This window comes from Pseudanabaena sp. UWO310 (genome assembly GCF_006861605.1).
Taxonomy (GTDB): Bacteria; Cyanobacteriota; Cyanobacteriia; order Pseudanabaenales; family Pseudanabaenaceae; genus Pseudanabaena.
The window spans coordinates 1-16033 of the sequence record NZ_SELU01000048.1; the positions used below are offsets into that span (position 1 = coordinate 1).

A 16033-nucleotide genomic window follows, 5' to 3' on the forward strand; every position below is an offset into this window, starting at 1 on the left:
TTCTCGATACGGTTGATGCGGTTGCAGATTCTGAGTTTGAAAATGTTAAGGGTAGGGATAAGCGGGAGTTAGCTAGGGTTAATTCTTTGCTGAAGCACGCGACTACTCTTAATAGTCATGAAATTGAGAGGAAGATTAACCATGAGGTTTTGAAGCAGTGGTTGGTGGAGTTTCTTGATATTTTATCTGGGGCAGTCACTCATGGGGATTTGCATATTCAATATGAGCGGTTAACTGTTTCTCTCGCAGATGAGAGCTTACGGAATATTGCTCATAGGTCGGCGGCTAATCTTTATCTGGATGCCACGATTGATGTGACTGATCTGGAAATGCGGCTTAATAATCCTGTCCATACGCTTAAGCAAGCTGGTGAATTGGTGATGCCACCGATTTTTCAGGTGCATAATCTGGGGCGTTTGGGTTTGCAGCGTCGTGAGGAAAAGATAGCTAAAGTTCAAGCGATTATTGCTCATCTTACTGAACTCGATCCCACCACTAGGGTGATTGATTTTAAAAAGTTTGCCAAGAGTCAAGATGGTTTTTGGTTCCGCGATTCTCGTGGGTCTAATGATTTTAAATCGGCAAAAACCTTTGCGATCGTCGGGACTCCCTGTGCCAATATTGCCATGCTTCGTGCGGATTATGTGGCGATGACAGGTTTGCATCCCACTGATAAAGATCCCGCTTTTGCAGCGTTTGTCGATCGCCATATTTTGGCGACGGTAACGCAGTGTTTTGGCAGGAAAGCAGGCGATCGCTTTAATCAGGGTGATATTATTTACTTTTTGTCGGATTTTGATCTTGGTAATATACCCCATACTCTGATTAAGTCTGGTGATATTACTGCGGAAGCGATGTCTAATTTGGAGCTTCTACAACTCAAGGTGGCTCAGGTGATTAATACTGTTGCGGATGGTGGGTTTGATTTGTTGAATGCTTCTCAACGTCAACTATCAGATTATTTCGGCATTCCTCGAGGAGTGCTGCTTTACCATTTTGATTGGATCAAACCGTTATTAGATAATTTGTATAACAAATTGATCCATAGTTTTAATGAAAAGCTGAATTCTCTTAATGAGCCTTCTGATTTGGAATTGGTTAATCTTTGGGTTGGTGTAACTGAGCTATTTTTGAGTGATAATCTGCCGATTAAAGATACTTTGGTTGGTATTTTTGAGTTCTTTGCCGAACATATTCCACTCTATTTACATAGCCATATTCTGGCGAGCCTTTCTAATCATGCTCGTCATAAATTGTTCTCGACTTTGGCGGTTTTGGCTATTAGTGAATAATCATTATTGCTGAACTTTCCCAATCTGCTGTTACTGAAGCTATCACGACGATCGCTGAGGCAGAGGGAAAATTTGGCTTGAGTCGTAGTGAATCGAAGGATTATTTTACAGAGTGGCATGACCATTTACCAGAGATCAATTCTAGCGATCGTGCCAATCTAGATATTCTCTGGCGGCGTTATATTTATCATCGTTCTGGTGGACATTTGCTAGAGAGTACGGTGATGCTCTTACTAGTTTCGCCATTGCTCACTATCGCTGGTTTATACGATCCTCCTTGTCGGATTAAGGCGGAGGAGTCGATTGCGATCAATGTTTCTGATAGTGAAGAGACTCTACAGGGGCGCATCGATGTGTTGGTATTGCGCGATCGCCTGTGGATCATTGTTTTAGAATCAAAGAAAACAATGCTTTCGGTTTGGTCTGCGTTGCCGCAAACTTTGGCTTATTTGATGGCCAGTCCAAATAGCGACGGTACACATCCCGCAGGGAATCGCCCGACTTTTGCGATGTTGACGAATGGTGATGATATTGTGTTTGTGAAGTTAGAGGGTAAGCAATATGCAATGTCTCAGGTTTTGGCTCCTTTAGTTAATCAGGGGGAGTTAGAGGTAGCATGGCAAGTTTTACGCAAGATTGCAGAAATAGAAGTTTGATGCTTTGACAATTAGACAACGTTTTCTTTTTGCTTATAGTCTTGCCAATATCTTTTAGCATTAACAATATCCTGAGATTGAGTACTTTTATCTCCTCCATTCAAAAGCAAGTATTTATCTATTCCAATTTTACCACAATAAACTCTGTAGCCCGGTCCATAAAATATCTTTAACTCTATCAATCCATCTCCAACCGATTTGTAATTACCTAAATTCCCTTGTTTACATTGAGTAAGCCTACTTTGAATAATTTCTTTTGCTAGTAAGTCTCCCAGAGAATCTATCCAACTAACAAGAGGTTTATCTCCATTTGCCTCAGTATAACAAGGTAGTAAATCATCTTGATTATGCCAAGGTAGTGCTAGAATTCGCGCTTTAATTTTTTCTTTGTTTTGCCGAATATGTTGTCCCTTACTAGCATGAATTATACTCTCAAACTTAGTCGTAAATTCTTCTGTACTGTCGTTTAAGCTAACTATCTTTAATTCTAATGAGTCATAGTTCCATTTGGGATCAGAGCAAAAACTAATTGCTATAGAATTTAGTAGATATGAAATACCAAGCGCATAAGCTGTTTCATCTTGGCAAGAAAAATCAGATAGAGCCTTCTGATCGTGAATTCTTGAATCACTAATTTGGGCTAATAATGGTGAGTTAATTTCAAATGATCTCAGAAGCCTACGGTCATCAATATCAACTTGATCATCATTTAACCAAGCAGCGATAGGATAGTTATATGAAAGGTCAATGCTATATAAACTGCCTTCTGAACGTAAGGCTTTCTTAGCTCCATAAAAAATTGCTGTGCCAAGAACATCTACTAAATCAGTCATTAATTTTCTGGCATATCCTATCTCGTTTACAGGAGAGGGAATAGACAGATCATTTAGAACCATTTCCACTGTCATTGTTTACTCCTCAATTGGCTGAAGCAATGCAGCAAGAATATTATCCCACTCATCAAAGAATCCATCAGGCCATTGATCAATTCTGCCTTTTCGATTCATTTTGGGAGAAATAACTTCACTGATGTTTTGTTCTTGTGATATTCTTCTCTGGAAAAAGTGGAGTTTTACATCGTCAGGACTGATTTTTCCGTCATGTACAGCCAAGCGAATTCCATTCAGTACATGGTCACTATGAGTCTCTAAAATTATCTGTACGCCTTGAGCCGCCGCTTTTGCAAGTAAGTTACCCATCTGAGCTTGACCTCTAGGATGTAGATGCGCTTCTGGATTCTCAAGTAATAGTAAAGACCCTGACTTAGCTGCTAGAAGAGCAGTAATTACTGGTAATGTGTATGTAATACCGAATCCAACATTTGTTGCACGATATTTTTTACTGAGTCCAAAAGAGTATTCTAGACTAACTAAATCCATTCCTTGATTCTCAGTGATATGAATCCTAGTTCCAGGACTAATTTCTCCTAACCATGCTTCGGCTTGACTCAGTAGGCTTAAAGACTTTGCATTTTCATGTCCAAGATCTTGATTTGGAATATCGGAATCTCTAAAAATTGATAAGAAATGAGAAGTGTACTCTCCCATAACTCCCAACTGTCGATGCTCACGCACTTGAAAATCAGATGTCTCAAAAGAAGTTCGAGGACCAATCCGTTCTGCTTGTAAGTATTGAAAATCATCACTAAACAAACTGGTCTGATAAATATCAGATGTTTTAACTGTTGATGCTAGTTTCAATATGTCTGTCTGTGGATCATAATCAAATCTCCAATTCGCATCAGTTCCATTCTTAAATGCTAGAAAAAATTCGATTTTATCTTCCTTTGCATCTTCAAATAGAGCATCTCTTGCCGTGCCAATATGAATCAAGTCTCCATTAAGAGATAAGCCAGTAGATTCTAAGAGTCTCTGTTGATAAGACTGACGTAATAGCAGTAGAGATTGTAACACTGATGATTTACCCATGCCATTTAGCCCTGTAAGTAGGGTTAATGAGCCAAACTCTAGGCATTGATCTTCAAATCGCTTGAAATTTTTCAAGCCAAGTTGTTTAATCATGATAATACCTCCTGAATTAATTCCTCAATAGCGCTAAATCTACGCTTAACTTTTTTAGTGTCTGCCGTTCCTTGAGAAATCGCGGAGTCAAATCTTGGGTCTTGTTCTCGGTCATTCATTAATGTAATAAATTTATCAATTAATATATCTTTTCTTTCTATTAGGATTTGAATCTGTTCTTCAGTTAATTTACTTAAATTGACTGACCAAGACTCAAATAAAGCCTTATTAATGAGAGATCTTGGCGCATCTAGTTTATAACATTTACGAAAAGCATATTTGCCAAAGATTTCATGTGAAGCAATCATAGACTTCTTAAATTTTTCCTCTAAGTTTGCAAGTGATTGTTCATCCATTCTATTTATTCTTGCCATTACGTCACTCAGGAAACTGTCAAACTCTTTTGCGTTGTAATCGTTATAAGGAAATATTATGAAAGCTAAAAAACGAAGTACAAACTCACGATCTTCCATGCGTTCACCAGAGATGCTTTTTGTAGTAGCTTTCTTAAATTCGGGAAGTTTACTAAGCTTTTCTAGAAACTTAGTAGATTTACCTTGATTCAAAGCATGTCGAACTTCCTGCAAGGATAAAGGAAGTCCACCTGTGTTGATCCGTTTGAACATATTAAACTTAACTTCTGGTGGTGTCCCTTTTTCAATTAGATAAACAGTGACTTGAGTTTCAATAATTCTTCTTTGCAAATTTCGTGGTAACTCGTCAAAGCTTTTACCATTGAGTTTTAGGAATTCGAGTTCACTTAGTCTTAGTGATTGTTTATCTTTTTCATCTTTATCAATTACAAACTCCTTTAAAGTTGTTAGTCTTTGTAAACCATCAATAACGATCCACTTATCTTCATTTGTTGCATCCATATAAAACGCAGGTAATGGAATTCTTACAAGTAAGGATTCAATAAGACGACTTTTAGTTCGACTATTCCATATTCCACCTTTACGCTGAAAGTCTGGTGCTAGATTTAGCTCTTCATATTTAATGCGTTGTAATAATAGATCAATTGTCATTGATCTTGTCTCAATCCTAATCAATTCAGGATCGAATGGTTGAGTAATACTTTCATCTTCATCTGGATCTATTCCATCCTCTATGTCTTCAAGATATTCTTCTGTTTGTAAGTTGTTACCTATTGACATGGAATTTTATTGCTACAATTAATATGAGTTAGACTTTTAGCATTATAGCAAGTTAAATGCAGTAGGTGATTAATATCTATTGATTTATCTACCTTACTTACTTTAAGCCTTTATCGTAATTATTTTGGCTACAAGACCTTTAATGATGACAAAAGGCGATTGCCACTTCCTCCCTTACTCAACTTTTGCTGTTTGAGGCGATCGCCATCCCTCCTATTAACCAATCAAAGCCTCTAACTGTTTTAACAAAGCCTCCAACTTCTTTTGCTTTTTCGCATCCTTCCAAACAGGTGAAGACTTTGCTGCCTTGAAAGTAGACTCAAATCGAGAACGGAGATCCGTTGGTTCACTAGCTAGAGACTTTTGAGAGCTTTCTTTTATTCTGATCTTGATTTCATTTAAAGATAGCCCATCAGCGATCGCCTCATCTAACAACTGCTTTTGAAACGCTGCATCCTTAACACCAGCAATCAGCTTTGCCTTAGTATATTCAATCTTTCCCTCACGCAAAGCCTGAACCACAATCTCCGAAAGTTTTAGCAAAGGCAACCGATTTGTCACAAACGACTGCCAATTCATCCGCCCTAATTGTTCAAAAATTCGTTCGATTTGCTGGATTAGAGTTGCCTTACCAAGCTCATTATTATTATCTTCACCACTGATAATAACGTTATTATCAGTCTCGGCTAGATCGTCTTTGCCATTGATAATAACGTTATTATCAACCTCATCAAGATTGTCAGGATTGCTGAAATCCGTCTTGCTGCGGTTATTCTGATTAAACAGTAGACGCAGTAAATTAGGAATCTCATCCAACGGACGCGCAAGCTCAAGAGCTAAAAGATCGAGAATCCCCTCCGTTTCTTCAATGGGATTGAGATCTTCTCTCTGGAGGTTCTCGACCAGCGCAATTTGCCAAGCCTCATTATTGTCTAACTCCCGCACAATTACAGGAACAGCTTTTAAACCTGATAACTGCGCTGCCCGATAACGACGCTCACCAGCAACCAGTTCATAACCACCCGCCGAACGAGGACGCACTAGTAGAGGTTGTAAAACTCCGTGCTGCGCGATCGATGTTGCTAAGGTTTGTAATGCCTCTGCATCAAAATAACGACGAGGTTGCTTCGGCGGTAAATGAATATCCGCAATTTGAATCTCAACCTCAGACTTAAGGCGATCGCTAGGTATAGGAGATTCATCAACTTCAGGTGCAAGCCAAGGAGCGCTAGGTGCAGTGATACGTCCGCTAAAAGGCTTTGTTGTTTTTCGGGTCATGCCAGTTTCTCAATATGATCGATAATTTTGTCCATAATCTTTACAGCAGGATGCTTAGCTTGTAAAGCTGCTAGAGGTAATCTCTCTTCACTAGCATCAACGAATGCTGTAGCACGGGGAATTGCCTCAAACACTTTACCCCATACAGCAAGTTGTTTATTCATTGCCTCAAGGGTACGAATATCTGCGGAGTTGCGACCATCGTAGCGAGTTGGGACAAACCCAATCACCTGTAATTGTTTATTAGGTTTGCTTTTTACATAGGTAAGTGTCTGCAATAACTCATCGGTTCCCTCAAATGCTTTGAGATGAGTTTCTACAGGGACGAGAACATGGGTCGCGGCAACTAATGAAATATAGCTAAGCAGTCCCAAACTTGGGGGGCAATCGAGCAGAATATAATCATATTGCTGATGCACCAACTCCAAGGCATCTTTGAGCCGAAAATCACGTAGAGAAGCACTGACTAATTGCATTTCTGTAGCGCTTAAAAAACGATTAGCAGGGACAAAATCCATTCCTAACAAATCTTTGTGAATTGGCAGTGCTTCTTCGTCAATAATCGCATTAGCAACTGTCTTGGCTAACTCAGAAGGAATTAACCCGACAAACTTAGTGAGAGATGACTGGGGATCCATATCCACTAATAAAACTCGGCGATCGCGTTTAGCTATTTGGTAGCCTAAGTTATGGGTAAGCGTAGTTTTACCTACGCCACCAGCTTGATTAAAAATAGCTATAGTTTTAGTCACAAATACTTTTAACCTCTGAAATGATTGGAAGTATGCCAATAATTTAACATTAGCTTTGGTGTAAAGCTAAACAAAAAACAAAAAAATTCTGTCTTGTGGTCGAAAGGACATCTCAACAAATTCAACTCAAGCTGTTTAACTTTCATAGCTTTTCCAGAAACAAGATTGTGAGTGCTTCGTGCTCACAACCCCATTAGTTGGGTGGAATCGATGTAAACTTTTTTGTCCTTTCCAAACTTGAGCAACGATCACATGAATCGCCATATCAGTCCCCGACTGTTAATAAACCACTAGTACATCTCAAAATACTGACGCAAACTCATCAATATTCACAACTAAATCGCGATCTGCCTCAACCTGTTTACGGAGGCGAATCAGATTACGGCGATCGCGATGATGGACATAGTTAAGCGACCAAAGGAATGTAAAACATCCCAAGCCTCATCTTGCGCAGGTTCGACAAAGAACTCGCTTAATTCAGAACAAAAAGCATCCCAAAGCGATCACGCAGTTTGTGGGATGACATCGATTGTAAACCAGCATACCTTGCTTGTAGACCTCAATTAGATTGCTAGGTATTGATACAACTTGGTAAACGATGCTAGTAAACCTAACACAAAAAACTAACTTGTTATAGAACTATCTTACAAGCAAATAAATGTCAATTCAAGGTTTCAGGAACTTGCTTGGCGCGTTGCGATATGAGGAACTCACAGCAAGTGGTGCATATACGTCGGTAATGGTGTCGGCGGAAGTGGGATCAACTTGCCCCGATGAACCTGAAAAAGCTGAACAGGTAATTTTAGCGGCTTGGCGAGATGCGGCAGATTTCTGGCTACCAGACGAACTAAAACCACCAACCTACGATCTAAATCAGCCAACACAGTATATCGGTAATTTTTTAAAGGTATGGTCGGAGACTTCATTAAGACCATTGGTAATATTTATTGATGAAATAGATTCTTTACAAAATCAAACTTTGATGACTGTGCTACGACAACTAAGAGATGGATTTCCACGCCGTCCGCAGGGATTTCCGCAGTCAGTGGCGCTGGTGGGGATGAGAGATGTGCGGGATTATAAGTATGCTTCAGGAGGAAGCGATCGCTTGAATACCTCTAGCCCCTTTTAATATTAAAGTGCGTTCTTTTACGCTGAGTAACTTTACCCTTGAGGATGTGAGAAAACTCTATCAGCAACATACAGAATTGACAGGACAAATATTTACACCTGAAGCAGTTGATTTAGCCTTTCATTTGACGCAGGGACAGCCTTGGTTGGTCAATGCGATCGCTAAGGAAATTGTGGAATATATTACTAAAGATCCCGCAATTCCGATTACTCCTGACTTGGTGAATCAAGCTAAGGAAATACTGATTAAGAGACAAGACACGCATCTGGATAGTCTTGCCGAGAGACTGAGGGAAGATAGAGTCAGGGTAATTATCCAACCAATTCTGTCAGGGCAGGAACTGGTCAATATGCCCGAAGATGACTTACGCTTCGTACTTGATTTAGGTTTATGTAGCCGAGATAGTAGGGGAGGTATCCAGATTGCCAATCCGATCTATCGAGAAATTATTCCTAAAGTACTAGCTTCAATTACGATCGCATCTTTAACTTCAATAGCACCTACATGGCTAGATAATGATGGTAATCTCAATGCCCAAGCGCTACTAGATTCGTTCGGGGATAGATCAGGGCTTCACTGCAAAATAAGGAATTTTAATAAGTTTCAATCTCGATACAGGACATTTTGCCCTAGATGAAGGAGGCGAAGCGATCGCACCCATATCTGCCGATTTCTTGTAGCCAATATGCACTTTAAGTAAATGAGTTGTGGATAGCGACAGCGCTACATTTCACTAATTATTTTAGTCCGATACCCAAGGATTAAGCTTAAATTCATTTGCGAAATATTCGATGAAACAACGCACTTTGGCAGGGATAAAGCGTCCTCGACGATAGACAGCATAAATTGGAAAGGATATGGGCTGATAATCCTTGAGAATTATTTGTAAATCTTCAGAATGGATGAGTTCGCCCAGTAACCAAACAGGGCAAACCGCAATTCCTAAACCCGATAAAATTGCCTCCCGAATCCCATTAGAACTATCCACTTGCAGATTCCCCTTCACAGGGACTTGGGTTGTACCACCCGATGGAAGTTGAAAATGCCAATTATTACCCGTTGCAAGATTAGAATAGACGATGCAGTTATGATTGACTAAATCGGCAGGTGTTGTCGGCACTTCGCGATCGCGAAAATAATCAACAGAAGCAACTGTCACGCGGCGAGTGACACCTATTCGATGGGAGATCAAGGTCGGATCGCGTATCTCTCCGATCCGAATGGCAAGATCGATACCCTCTTCGAGAAAATCAACAAAGCGATCGCTCATTGATAAATCTAGTTGCAGATCGGGATAGCAGTGCAGAAATCCCTTTAGATAGGGAATGACTTGATACTGCCCAAAGGCAACAGAACAATTTACCCGCAACCTTCCAACTAGGTTTTGGCGCTTACCCACACTAGCGATCGCCTCTGAAGCTTTATCTAAAAGCAATTGGCAATGTTCTAAAAAGCGTTCTCCCTCCTGCGTGAGCTGGAGCTTACGTGTCGAACGGGTGAGAAGTTGCACGTCCAAATATTCTTCGAGAGCAGCAATTTGTTTGCTAATCACTGGCTGAGTGGTGTCAAACTCCCGCGCCACCGCCGAAAAACTCCCCGTTTCTACCACGCGCACAAAGCTTTTAATGCAGTCGAGGCGATCCATAGGTCGATTTATTCCAAATAAGGATAAATCATATTCCATTTTGCTGTCTTATCAAACGTATTTAAATAAGTCAATATTAGAAACATAGAAAGCAGGTGAGGCAAACACCAGCTCAGAAATTTCAAAAATCAAGTTACCTCAAAATAGGTAACCCAAGACATCCAAACCTACATCACCCAGAACTGGAGATTGTTATGAACATTCAGGGATCGATCGCATTTGTGACAGGTGCAAATCGTGGCATTGGTAAAGCTGATGTCGAAGCTCTAGTCAAAGCAGGCGCAAGCCGCATTTATGCTACAGCACGCTCGATTGAGTCGCTCAAGGATATTGTCGCGATCGCCCCAGATCGGATTATTCCCATTGCTTTAGACATCACCAATCCTGAACAAGTGACTGCTGCGGCTCAACAAGCTCAAGATGTTACCCTCTTGATTAACAATGCTGGTGTATTGGGTGCTGGTGGTTTATTCATCGAGAGTAGCATTGCAACAGCACAGTGGGAGATGAATACTAATTACTTCGGTACTCTTGCGATGGTTCGTGCTTTTGCGCCGATTTTGAAGAATAATGGTGGAGGCGCGATCGTCAATATTCTATCAGTGGTGTCTGTGGCGAATGCCCCTGTCTTTAGTTCCTATAGTGCTTCTAAAGCTGCACTCAATTCTTTGACTCAAGGCATTCGCGCCGAACTTGCCTCACAAGGAACTCAAGTGATTGGAGTATTCCCTGGTCCAGTGGATACAGACATGGCGGAAGCGGTTCCAATGGATAAGGTTGCACCGATTGAAGTTGCCAATTTAATTTTGCAAGCGGTTGAGAAAGGTATTGAAGATGTCTATCCTGATCCTGTTTCCCAAGGGGTATTTTCTGAGATTCAGGTTCCTCTCAAGGCAGTTGAGAAGCAGTTTGCAGGTTGGTTACCTCAATAACGAGCCGAGAGAGCAATCCTATATAGCTGATCCCAGACTATACTTATACCAATTCCCAAAATGGCAACGCCATTTTGGGAATCTCAAAACCTTACTGGGTTTAGTTTTTAATTCACAAAAGTGTTGTCACACATTCGTGAATTGGTATTACACAATGCTAACTACTGGGCTTTAATCAGAATATTCGCTCGATTGATGGATTAGTTTTGCCACAAGCCCTGTCCATCCAGTTTGATGGCTAGCACCAATTCCCGATCCATTGTCACCGTGAAAATATTCATAGAATAAAACTAAATCTTTCCAGTGAGGATCGGTATGGAATTTTGACTTTTTACCATCTTGTTGATACTGATCGTTTAGAGGGCGATCGCCACGATCATCTTGCACAAAGATATTAATTAATCGTTGTGATAGCTCGGTGGCAACATCGTTCAATGTGATTAAGTTTCCCGAACCAGTGGGATACTCGATTTGAAAGCTATCACCATAAAAATGATGAAACTTCTGTAAGGATTCGATAATCAAATAATTTACTGGCATCCAAATCGGTCCGCGCCAGTTAGAATTTCCGCCAAATAGGCTACTTGAAGATTCGGCAGGTTCGTAATCGACCCTGTATTCGCTTCCACTTGTTCTCCAAATATAGGGATAATCCTTATGGAATTTGGAGAGGGCGCGAATGCCATAGTCGCCTAAGAATTCGTTCTCGTCTAACATTTTGGAAAGAATGCGTTGGAGTTTATCGCGATAGCAGATCGCAAGTAAACGCCTAGCTCCCATCCCACAGGTTTCCATACAAGAAACATTTTGAGTTAGTTCTGGATGATGTTCGATAAACCATTGCATTCTATTTTTAAATTCGGGCAACCGATCGAGCAAATCTGGATCTAAGGTTTGAACGGCAAAAAGAGGAATTAAACCAACCATCGATCGCACTTTTAACTTCAATTGCTTGCCATCGGGGAGATGTAGTACGTCATAATAAAAGCCATCAGCGTCATCCCAAATCTCGGTATGCTTCTCGCCGACTTTATTCATCGCATCAGCAATGTAAAGAAAATGCTCGAAGAATTTTGTGGCAATATCTTCGTAAACGTTATTTCCCTGAGCAAGTTCTAAGGCAATGGTTAGCATGTTTAAGCAATACATGCCCATCCAGCTAGTCCCATCAGCTTGCTCGATATAGCCACCAGTGGGAAGTTCGGCACTGCGATCGAACACGCCAATGTTATCCAATCCCAAAAAGCCGCCTTCAAAAACATTTTTGCCGTCGCGATCTTTGCGATTTACCCACCAAGTAAAGTTTAATAGAAGTTTCTGAAAAACGCGCTCTAAGAATTTGCGATCGCCTTTGCCACACATCTTCTGCTCGATCTTGTAAACCCGATAGGTTGCCCATGCATGAACGGGAGGATTGACATCACCAAAATTCCATTCATAGGCGGGGATTTGTCCATTGGGATGCATAAACCATTCGCGAGTAATTACATCCAGTTGTCGTTTGGCAAAATCTGGGTCAATCATGGCAATGGGAATTGCATGGAAAGCCAAATCCCAAGCCGCAAACCAAGGATATTCCCATTTATCGGGCATCGAAAGAATATCTTCAGATTCTAAATGAAACCATTGAGCATTGCGTCCTTGGAGGCGATCGCTTGGTGGTTTAGGCGTAGCTGGATCGCCTTCTAACCAAGGTTTTATGGAGTAGTTATAATATTGCTTGCTCCATAACATTCCTGCAAAAGCCTGCCTCTGGACATTTCGCATATCATCCGTCATCGCAAACGGTGAAATTTGTTGATAGAATTCATGGGCTTCGCTCAGACGCTTTGCCACAATTTCGGCTTCCAATCCTAAATTAATAGCATTAGGTACGATATCGCTCAGGCGCAATCTTACTACTTTGGTCTCGCCCGAAGCGATCGCTAGTTCGTAATGAGCGGCAGCCTTTGTGCCTTGTTGTTGGGGATTTACTGAAGCTTTACCATTGACAATATAATCGTTAATGCCATCCTTCACATATTGGGAACTATTTACAGTTCCAAAAAGGTGCTGATAGTTGGTTTCGTTTTCTGTAAATAGTAATTCTTTACTTTCTGGACAATAGAGCCACATTTGCCCCAGATCTGCATGGCTTGCGGCGATCGCATCCGAGGAATGAGCCTTTAGTAAAGGTTTCTCGCTATTGTCCCAAGTCCAAGTATTGCGAAACCAGAGTGAAGGTAGGAGATGGATAGTTTGTGAATTGGGAGCGTGATTGGTAATGCTAATCTGGATCGTAATATCCTGAGGCGAATTTTTAGCATATTCAACCACTACATCAAAGTAGCGATCGCCATCAAACACTCCTGTATCCAACAACTCAAATTCTCGTTCCTGCCGACTGCGGTGTTTATTCCTATTCACTAGCTGTTCGTAGGGAAAAGCTGCCTGAGGATACTTGTAAAGATATTTCATGTAGGAATGTGTGGGCGTATTATCTAGATAAAAGTAATACTCTTTAACATCTTCACCATGATTTCCTTCGCTACCAGTTAACCCGAACAATCTTTCTTTAATAATCGGATCGGTTCCGTTCCATAGTGCGATCGCAAAGCAGAGAAACTGACGATGGTCAGAAATACCCGCAAGCCCATCTTCTCCCCATCGGTAAGTCCGCGATCGCGATTGGTCGTGGGAGAAATAATCCCAAGCATTGCCACCAGCGCTATAATCTTCTCGCACTGTTCCCCATTGACGCTCACTTAAATAAGAACCCCAATGCTTCCAAGGTTTACCATCTCGGGTTTCTGCTAATCTTATTGCTTCTGGATTCATCATTTTTCTCTATAGTACTCATTAGAGATATTAGTTCTTAAAGTAATAAATTTTTTTTGATAGCTTTTCAATGTAAAACTATCAAAAAAAATTTATGTTTTTCTGCAACGCCTAGCGCTAAGTAGTTCAACATAATTAAAAACCAAAACGTGGGTCGTCTGCTACGCGGGAGACCCACGCTTCTTGGTTTTAAGTTTACTTATGCCTAGCTACTTACTAGAGAATTTACTTTTACAAGTTCAGTTTAGCGAGCTGACAATGTAAGGATATATAGTTGTTGCTTAACTGAGGCAATGTAAGAGTCGTTATTCAGAAAAGCAGCAGGTAGATTCTTGGAGTCAACTGCTGCCTTTACAACTTGGGCTGCGGTGATTCTACCTTCATTAAAACCTCTCATCAATTCAGCAGAGTCTGGAATTCCTTGATCTACAAGAAATCCTTGATGGGCAAGATAAGCGAGATTAAAAGGAGTTAGTGTTACCTTCATTTTTACTTCTACTGAAGGCATCTGCATTATATCTTGAGCTTTAGCAGCAGGGGCGATCGCAGTGGCTGAGAGTAATAGTGCTGGCAAGAAGGTGAGAAGTACTTTTTTCATGGATTTATTTCCTAATGAGTTCTTTTAAAAAACTAATTATTTTATTGACTTGTTTTTAGTTCAATTTAATTATGGGCTTTGAGCCTGAGAACACCATGATCCAAAAATGAGAGAATGATTAATTCTGACTGAGAAGTTACTCTCTTCTCACTAAAGAGATAGCGATGCGGGGCTTTGCCCTGCATCGCTATCTCTTGGTTTTATAAGCTACTTAATTCGTTCGATCAGATGATCGCCTACTCGTAAAGCATTGGCAATAATTGTTAATGTGGGGTTGACGGCTGCACTGGAGGGAAAAAAGGAACCATCAACAACATAGAGATTATCCAAATCATGGGTTCGACAATTAACGTCTAGGACTGAATCTTTGGGATCTTCGCCAAAACGACAAGTCCCATTTTGATGAGCCACTGCTGCGATCGCTAATTTCTTGCGAAAATAAAGGGAGAGAGGCAAAATGCGATCGCCACAGTTAATAGTCTTTAACACTTGCGTCCATCGATCCATGAGGCGATCAAAAGCGATCGTGTTATTCTCAGTGTAACTGAGATGTACAGATCCATTTTTGATCGTAACTCGATTATTAGGATTGGGTAAGTCCTCAGCAGTGACAAACCAATCAACTGAATGCTGTGCAATTTGGTCTAGCGCCATCCCTGGAGCGAAGGCAGGAGCATCTAGAGAAATCATATCTTTATTTACCTTGCCCAATAATTGGATTAGTCCCATAGGATAGTTAAAACCCTCCTCTCCCCAATAGTAGTCGAGGACGGCGAGAGTCTTTTGGAAATCGCTATGATTCGGTTTAGGCGTAATTCCAATAATCGCACCATGTTGGTGCTTCATAAAGTTTCTGCCCACTTGGTCAGAGCTATTCGCTAAACCATTAGGATATTGATCGTTAGCCGATCGCAACAACAAGACGGCGGAATTAATTGCCCCACAGGAAACCACGAAAATATCACCCGAGAAGTTAATAATTTGGTCATCCAATTTCACTTCAACACTGGTAATTTCCCTGCCAGATGGACTAGTATACAGGCGTAATACTTCTGCCTCAGTGAGCAAGGTGACATTATCTTTGGCGATCGCAGGACGCACGCAATTTATATCTGAATCTCCTTTGCCATTGACTAAACAAGGAAATCCATCGCAGGTATTACAACGAATGCAAGCTCCTAAACGACGATTGACTTCATTGAGTTTAATTGCCAAAGGCAGATTGATCGGATTTAAGCCTTGCTTCACCAAGTCATCATGAATTTCTTGGATGCGAGGCTCATGAGAAATAGGTGGAAATGGATAGGGAGAGTTAGTTGGTGGTTCCGTAGGATCTTGTCCACGCTCACCATGAACATCATAGAGTTTTTCGGCTTCGGTGTAATAGGGTTCAAAATCCTGATACTTCAGCATCCATGCGGGAGAAATACCGCCTTGATGCTCTACACGATCAAAATCCCGTTCTCGCAAGCGGAGTAAAGCACCTCCATATACCTTAGTGTTACCACCGACCCAGTAACCAGTCCCTGGATGAATCTTACTGCCATCTTGATCATCAATCCAAACTTCTGAAGTGTGATAGCGATCTTTCTTATAGACTTCCACTGTATCCCAATTTGCTTTTTCTTGAGGTAAAAATGCGCCTCTTTCTAAAACTAAAATCTTCTTGCCACTGGGAGCGAGGCGATAGGCTAAGGTTCCACCACCTGCACCTGTGCCAATAATAATCACGTCGTAATGTTCAGTAGACATAAAT

General features: G+C 40.9%; 12 protein-coding genes and 2 pseudogenes. 4 read left to right on the forward strand and 10 right to left on the reverse strand.

Annotation, left to right across the window (positions count from 1 at the left end):
• Together PseudUWO310_RS22990 and PseudUWO310_RS15640 are read left to right on the forward strand one after the other, a co-directional pair.
• A pseudogene (locus PseudUWO310_RS22990) lies at window positions 1-1292 on the forward strand (hypothetical protein); the annotation flags it as partial.
• A 77-nt stretch (window positions 1293-1369) separates the two neighbouring features.
• Window positions 1370-1948, forward strand: coding sequence for a type I restriction endonuclease subunit R (locus tag PseudUWO310_RS15640; RefSeq protein WP_317845579.1), 579 nt, complete (start codon window positions 1370-1372; stop codon window positions 1946-1948).
• An 11-nt stretch (window positions 1949-1959) separates the two neighbouring features.
• Here PseudUWO310_RS15640 and PseudUWO310_RS15645 read toward each other — a convergent pair whose 3' ends face one another.
• The 6 genes from PseudUWO310_RS15645 to PseudUWO310_RS22995 all read right to left on the reverse strand — a co-directional run bounded on the left by PseudUWO310_RS15645 (window position 1960) and on the right by PseudUWO310_RS22995 (window position 7591).
• On the reverse strand, window positions 1960-2856 hold the full coding sequence (locus tag PseudUWO310_RS15645; RefSeq protein ID WP_223805689.1) for a type II toxin-antitoxin system RelE/ParE family toxin: 897 nt from the start codon (window positions 2854-2856) through the stop codon (window positions 1960-1962).
• A gap of 3 nt (window positions 2857-2859) precedes the next feature.
• A complete protein-coding gene (locus PseudUWO310_RS15650) occupies window positions 2860-3969 on the reverse strand; it encodes an AAA family ATPase (protein ID WP_142602865.1) in 1110 nt (369 codons plus the stop codon).
• Window positions 3966-5123, reverse strand: a complete 1158-nt coding sequence (locus PseudUWO310_RS15655; RefSeq protein ID WP_142602868.1) for a DUF262 domain-containing protein — start codon at window positions 5121-5123, stop codon at window positions 3966-3968. The genes PseudUWO310_RS15650 and PseudUWO310_RS15655 overlap by 4 nt, the downstream gene beginning before the upstream one ends.
• 216 nt (window positions 5124-5339) lie before the next feature.
• Entirely contained in the window at window positions 5340-6401 is a 1062-nt protein-coding gene (locus PseudUWO310_RS15660) for a ParB/RepB/Spo0J family partition protein (RefSeq protein ID WP_142602869.1), read from the reverse strand.
• A complete protein-coding gene (locus tag PseudUWO310_RS15665; RefSeq protein ID WP_142602871.1) occupies window positions 6398-7153 on the reverse strand; it encodes a ParA family protein in 756 nt (251 codons plus the stop codon). The genes PseudUWO310_RS15660 and PseudUWO310_RS15665 overlap by 4 nt, the downstream gene beginning before the upstream one ends.
• Window positions 7154-7453: 300 nt before the next feature.
• On the reverse strand, window positions 7454-7591 hold the full coding sequence (locus PseudUWO310_RS22995) for a hypothetical protein (protein ID WP_190316047.1): 138 nt from the start codon (window positions 7589-7591) through the stop codon (window positions 7454-7456).
• 265 nt (window positions 7592-7856) lie between these two features.
• Here PseudUWO310_RS22995 and PseudUWO310_RS23965 point away from each other — a divergent pair.
• Window positions 7857-8841, forward strand: a pseudogene (locus PseudUWO310_RS23965) (ATP-binding protein); the annotation flags it as partial.
• A 186-nt stretch (window positions 8842-9027) separates the two neighbouring features.
• Here PseudUWO310_RS23965 and PseudUWO310_RS15675 read toward each other — a convergent pair.
• On the reverse strand, window positions 9028-9930 hold the full coding sequence (locus PseudUWO310_RS15675; RefSeq protein WP_142602908.1) for a LysR family transcriptional regulator: 903 nt from the start codon (window positions 9928-9930) through the stop codon (window positions 9028-9030).
• 194 nt (window positions 9931-10124) lie between these two features.
• Between PseudUWO310_RS15675 and PseudUWO310_RS15680 the strand changes: the two genes are divergently transcribed.
• Entirely contained in the window at window positions 10125-10862 is a 738-nt protein-coding gene (locus PseudUWO310_RS15680) for an SDR family oxidoreductase (protein WP_142602872.1), read from the forward strand.
• A 171-nt stretch (window positions 10863-11033) separates the two neighbouring features.
• Here PseudUWO310_RS15680 and PseudUWO310_RS15685 read toward each other — a convergent pair whose 3' ends face one another.
• The 3 genes from PseudUWO310_RS15685 to PseudUWO310_RS15695 all read right to left on the reverse strand — a co-directional run bounded on the left by PseudUWO310_RS15685 (window position 11034) and on the right by PseudUWO310_RS15695 (window position 16029).
• A complete protein-coding gene (locus tag PseudUWO310_RS15685) occupies window positions 11034-13679 on the reverse strand; it encodes an MGH1-like glycoside hydrolase domain-containing protein (protein ID WP_223805691.1) in 2646 nt (881 codons plus the stop codon).
• Between the two features lie 244 nt (window positions 13680-13923).
• Window positions 13924-14277: a hypothetical protein gene (locus PseudUWO310_RS15690; RefSeq protein ID WP_142602876.1), complete on the reverse strand. Its 354-nt coding sequence runs from the start codon at window positions 14275-14277 to the stop codon at window positions 13924-13926.
• Window positions 14278-14484: 207 nt separating this feature from the next.
• A complete protein-coding gene (locus PseudUWO310_RS15695; RefSeq protein ID WP_142602878.1) occupies window positions 14485-16029 on the reverse strand; it encodes a GMC oxidoreductase in 1545 nt (514 codons plus the stop codon).
• Window positions 16030-16033: the final 4 nt, after the last annotated feature.

What these genes read in the sequence shown, in the direction of transcription:
- PseudUWO310_RS15660 (WP_142602869.1), bottom strand. Translation starts at nt 6,401, where the DNA reads ATGACCCGAAAAACAACAAAGCCTTTTAGCGGACGTATCACTGCACCT.
- PseudUWO310_RS15655 (WP_142602868.1), bottom strand. Translation starts at nt 5,123, where the DNA reads ATGTCAATAGGTAACAACTTACAAACAGAAGAATATCTTGAAGACATA.
- PseudUWO310_RS15695 (WP_142602878.1), bottom strand. Translation starts at nt 16,029, where the DNA reads ATGTCTACTGAACATTACGACGTGATTATTATTGGCACAGGTGCAGGT.
- PseudUWO310_RS15690 (WP_142602876.1), bottom strand. Translation starts at nt 14,277, where the DNA reads ATGAAAAAAGTACTTCTCACCTTCTTGCCAGCACTATTACTCTCAGCC.
- PseudUWO310_RS15680 (WP_142602872.1), top strand. Translation starts at nt 10,125, where the DNA reads ATGAACATTCAGGGATCGATCGCATTTGTGACAGGTGCAAATCGTGGC.
- PseudUWO310_RS15650 (WP_142602865.1), bottom strand. Translation starts at nt 3,969, where the DNA reads ATGATTAAACAACTTGGCTTGAAAAATTTCAAGCGATTTGAAGATCAA.
- PseudUWO310_RS15685 (WP_223805691.1), bottom strand. Translation starts at nt 13,679, where the DNA reads ATGAATCCAGAAGCAATAAGATTAGCAGAAACCCGAGATGGTAAACCT.
- PseudUWO310_RS15675 (WP_142602908.1), bottom strand. Translation starts at nt 9,930, where the DNA reads ATGGATCGCCTCGACTGCATTAAAAGCTTTGTGCGCGTGGTAGAAACG.
- PseudUWO310_RS15645 (WP_223805689.1), bottom strand. Translation starts at nt 2,856, where the DNA reads ATGACAGTGGAAATGGTTCTAAATGATCTGTCTATTCCCTCTCCTGTA.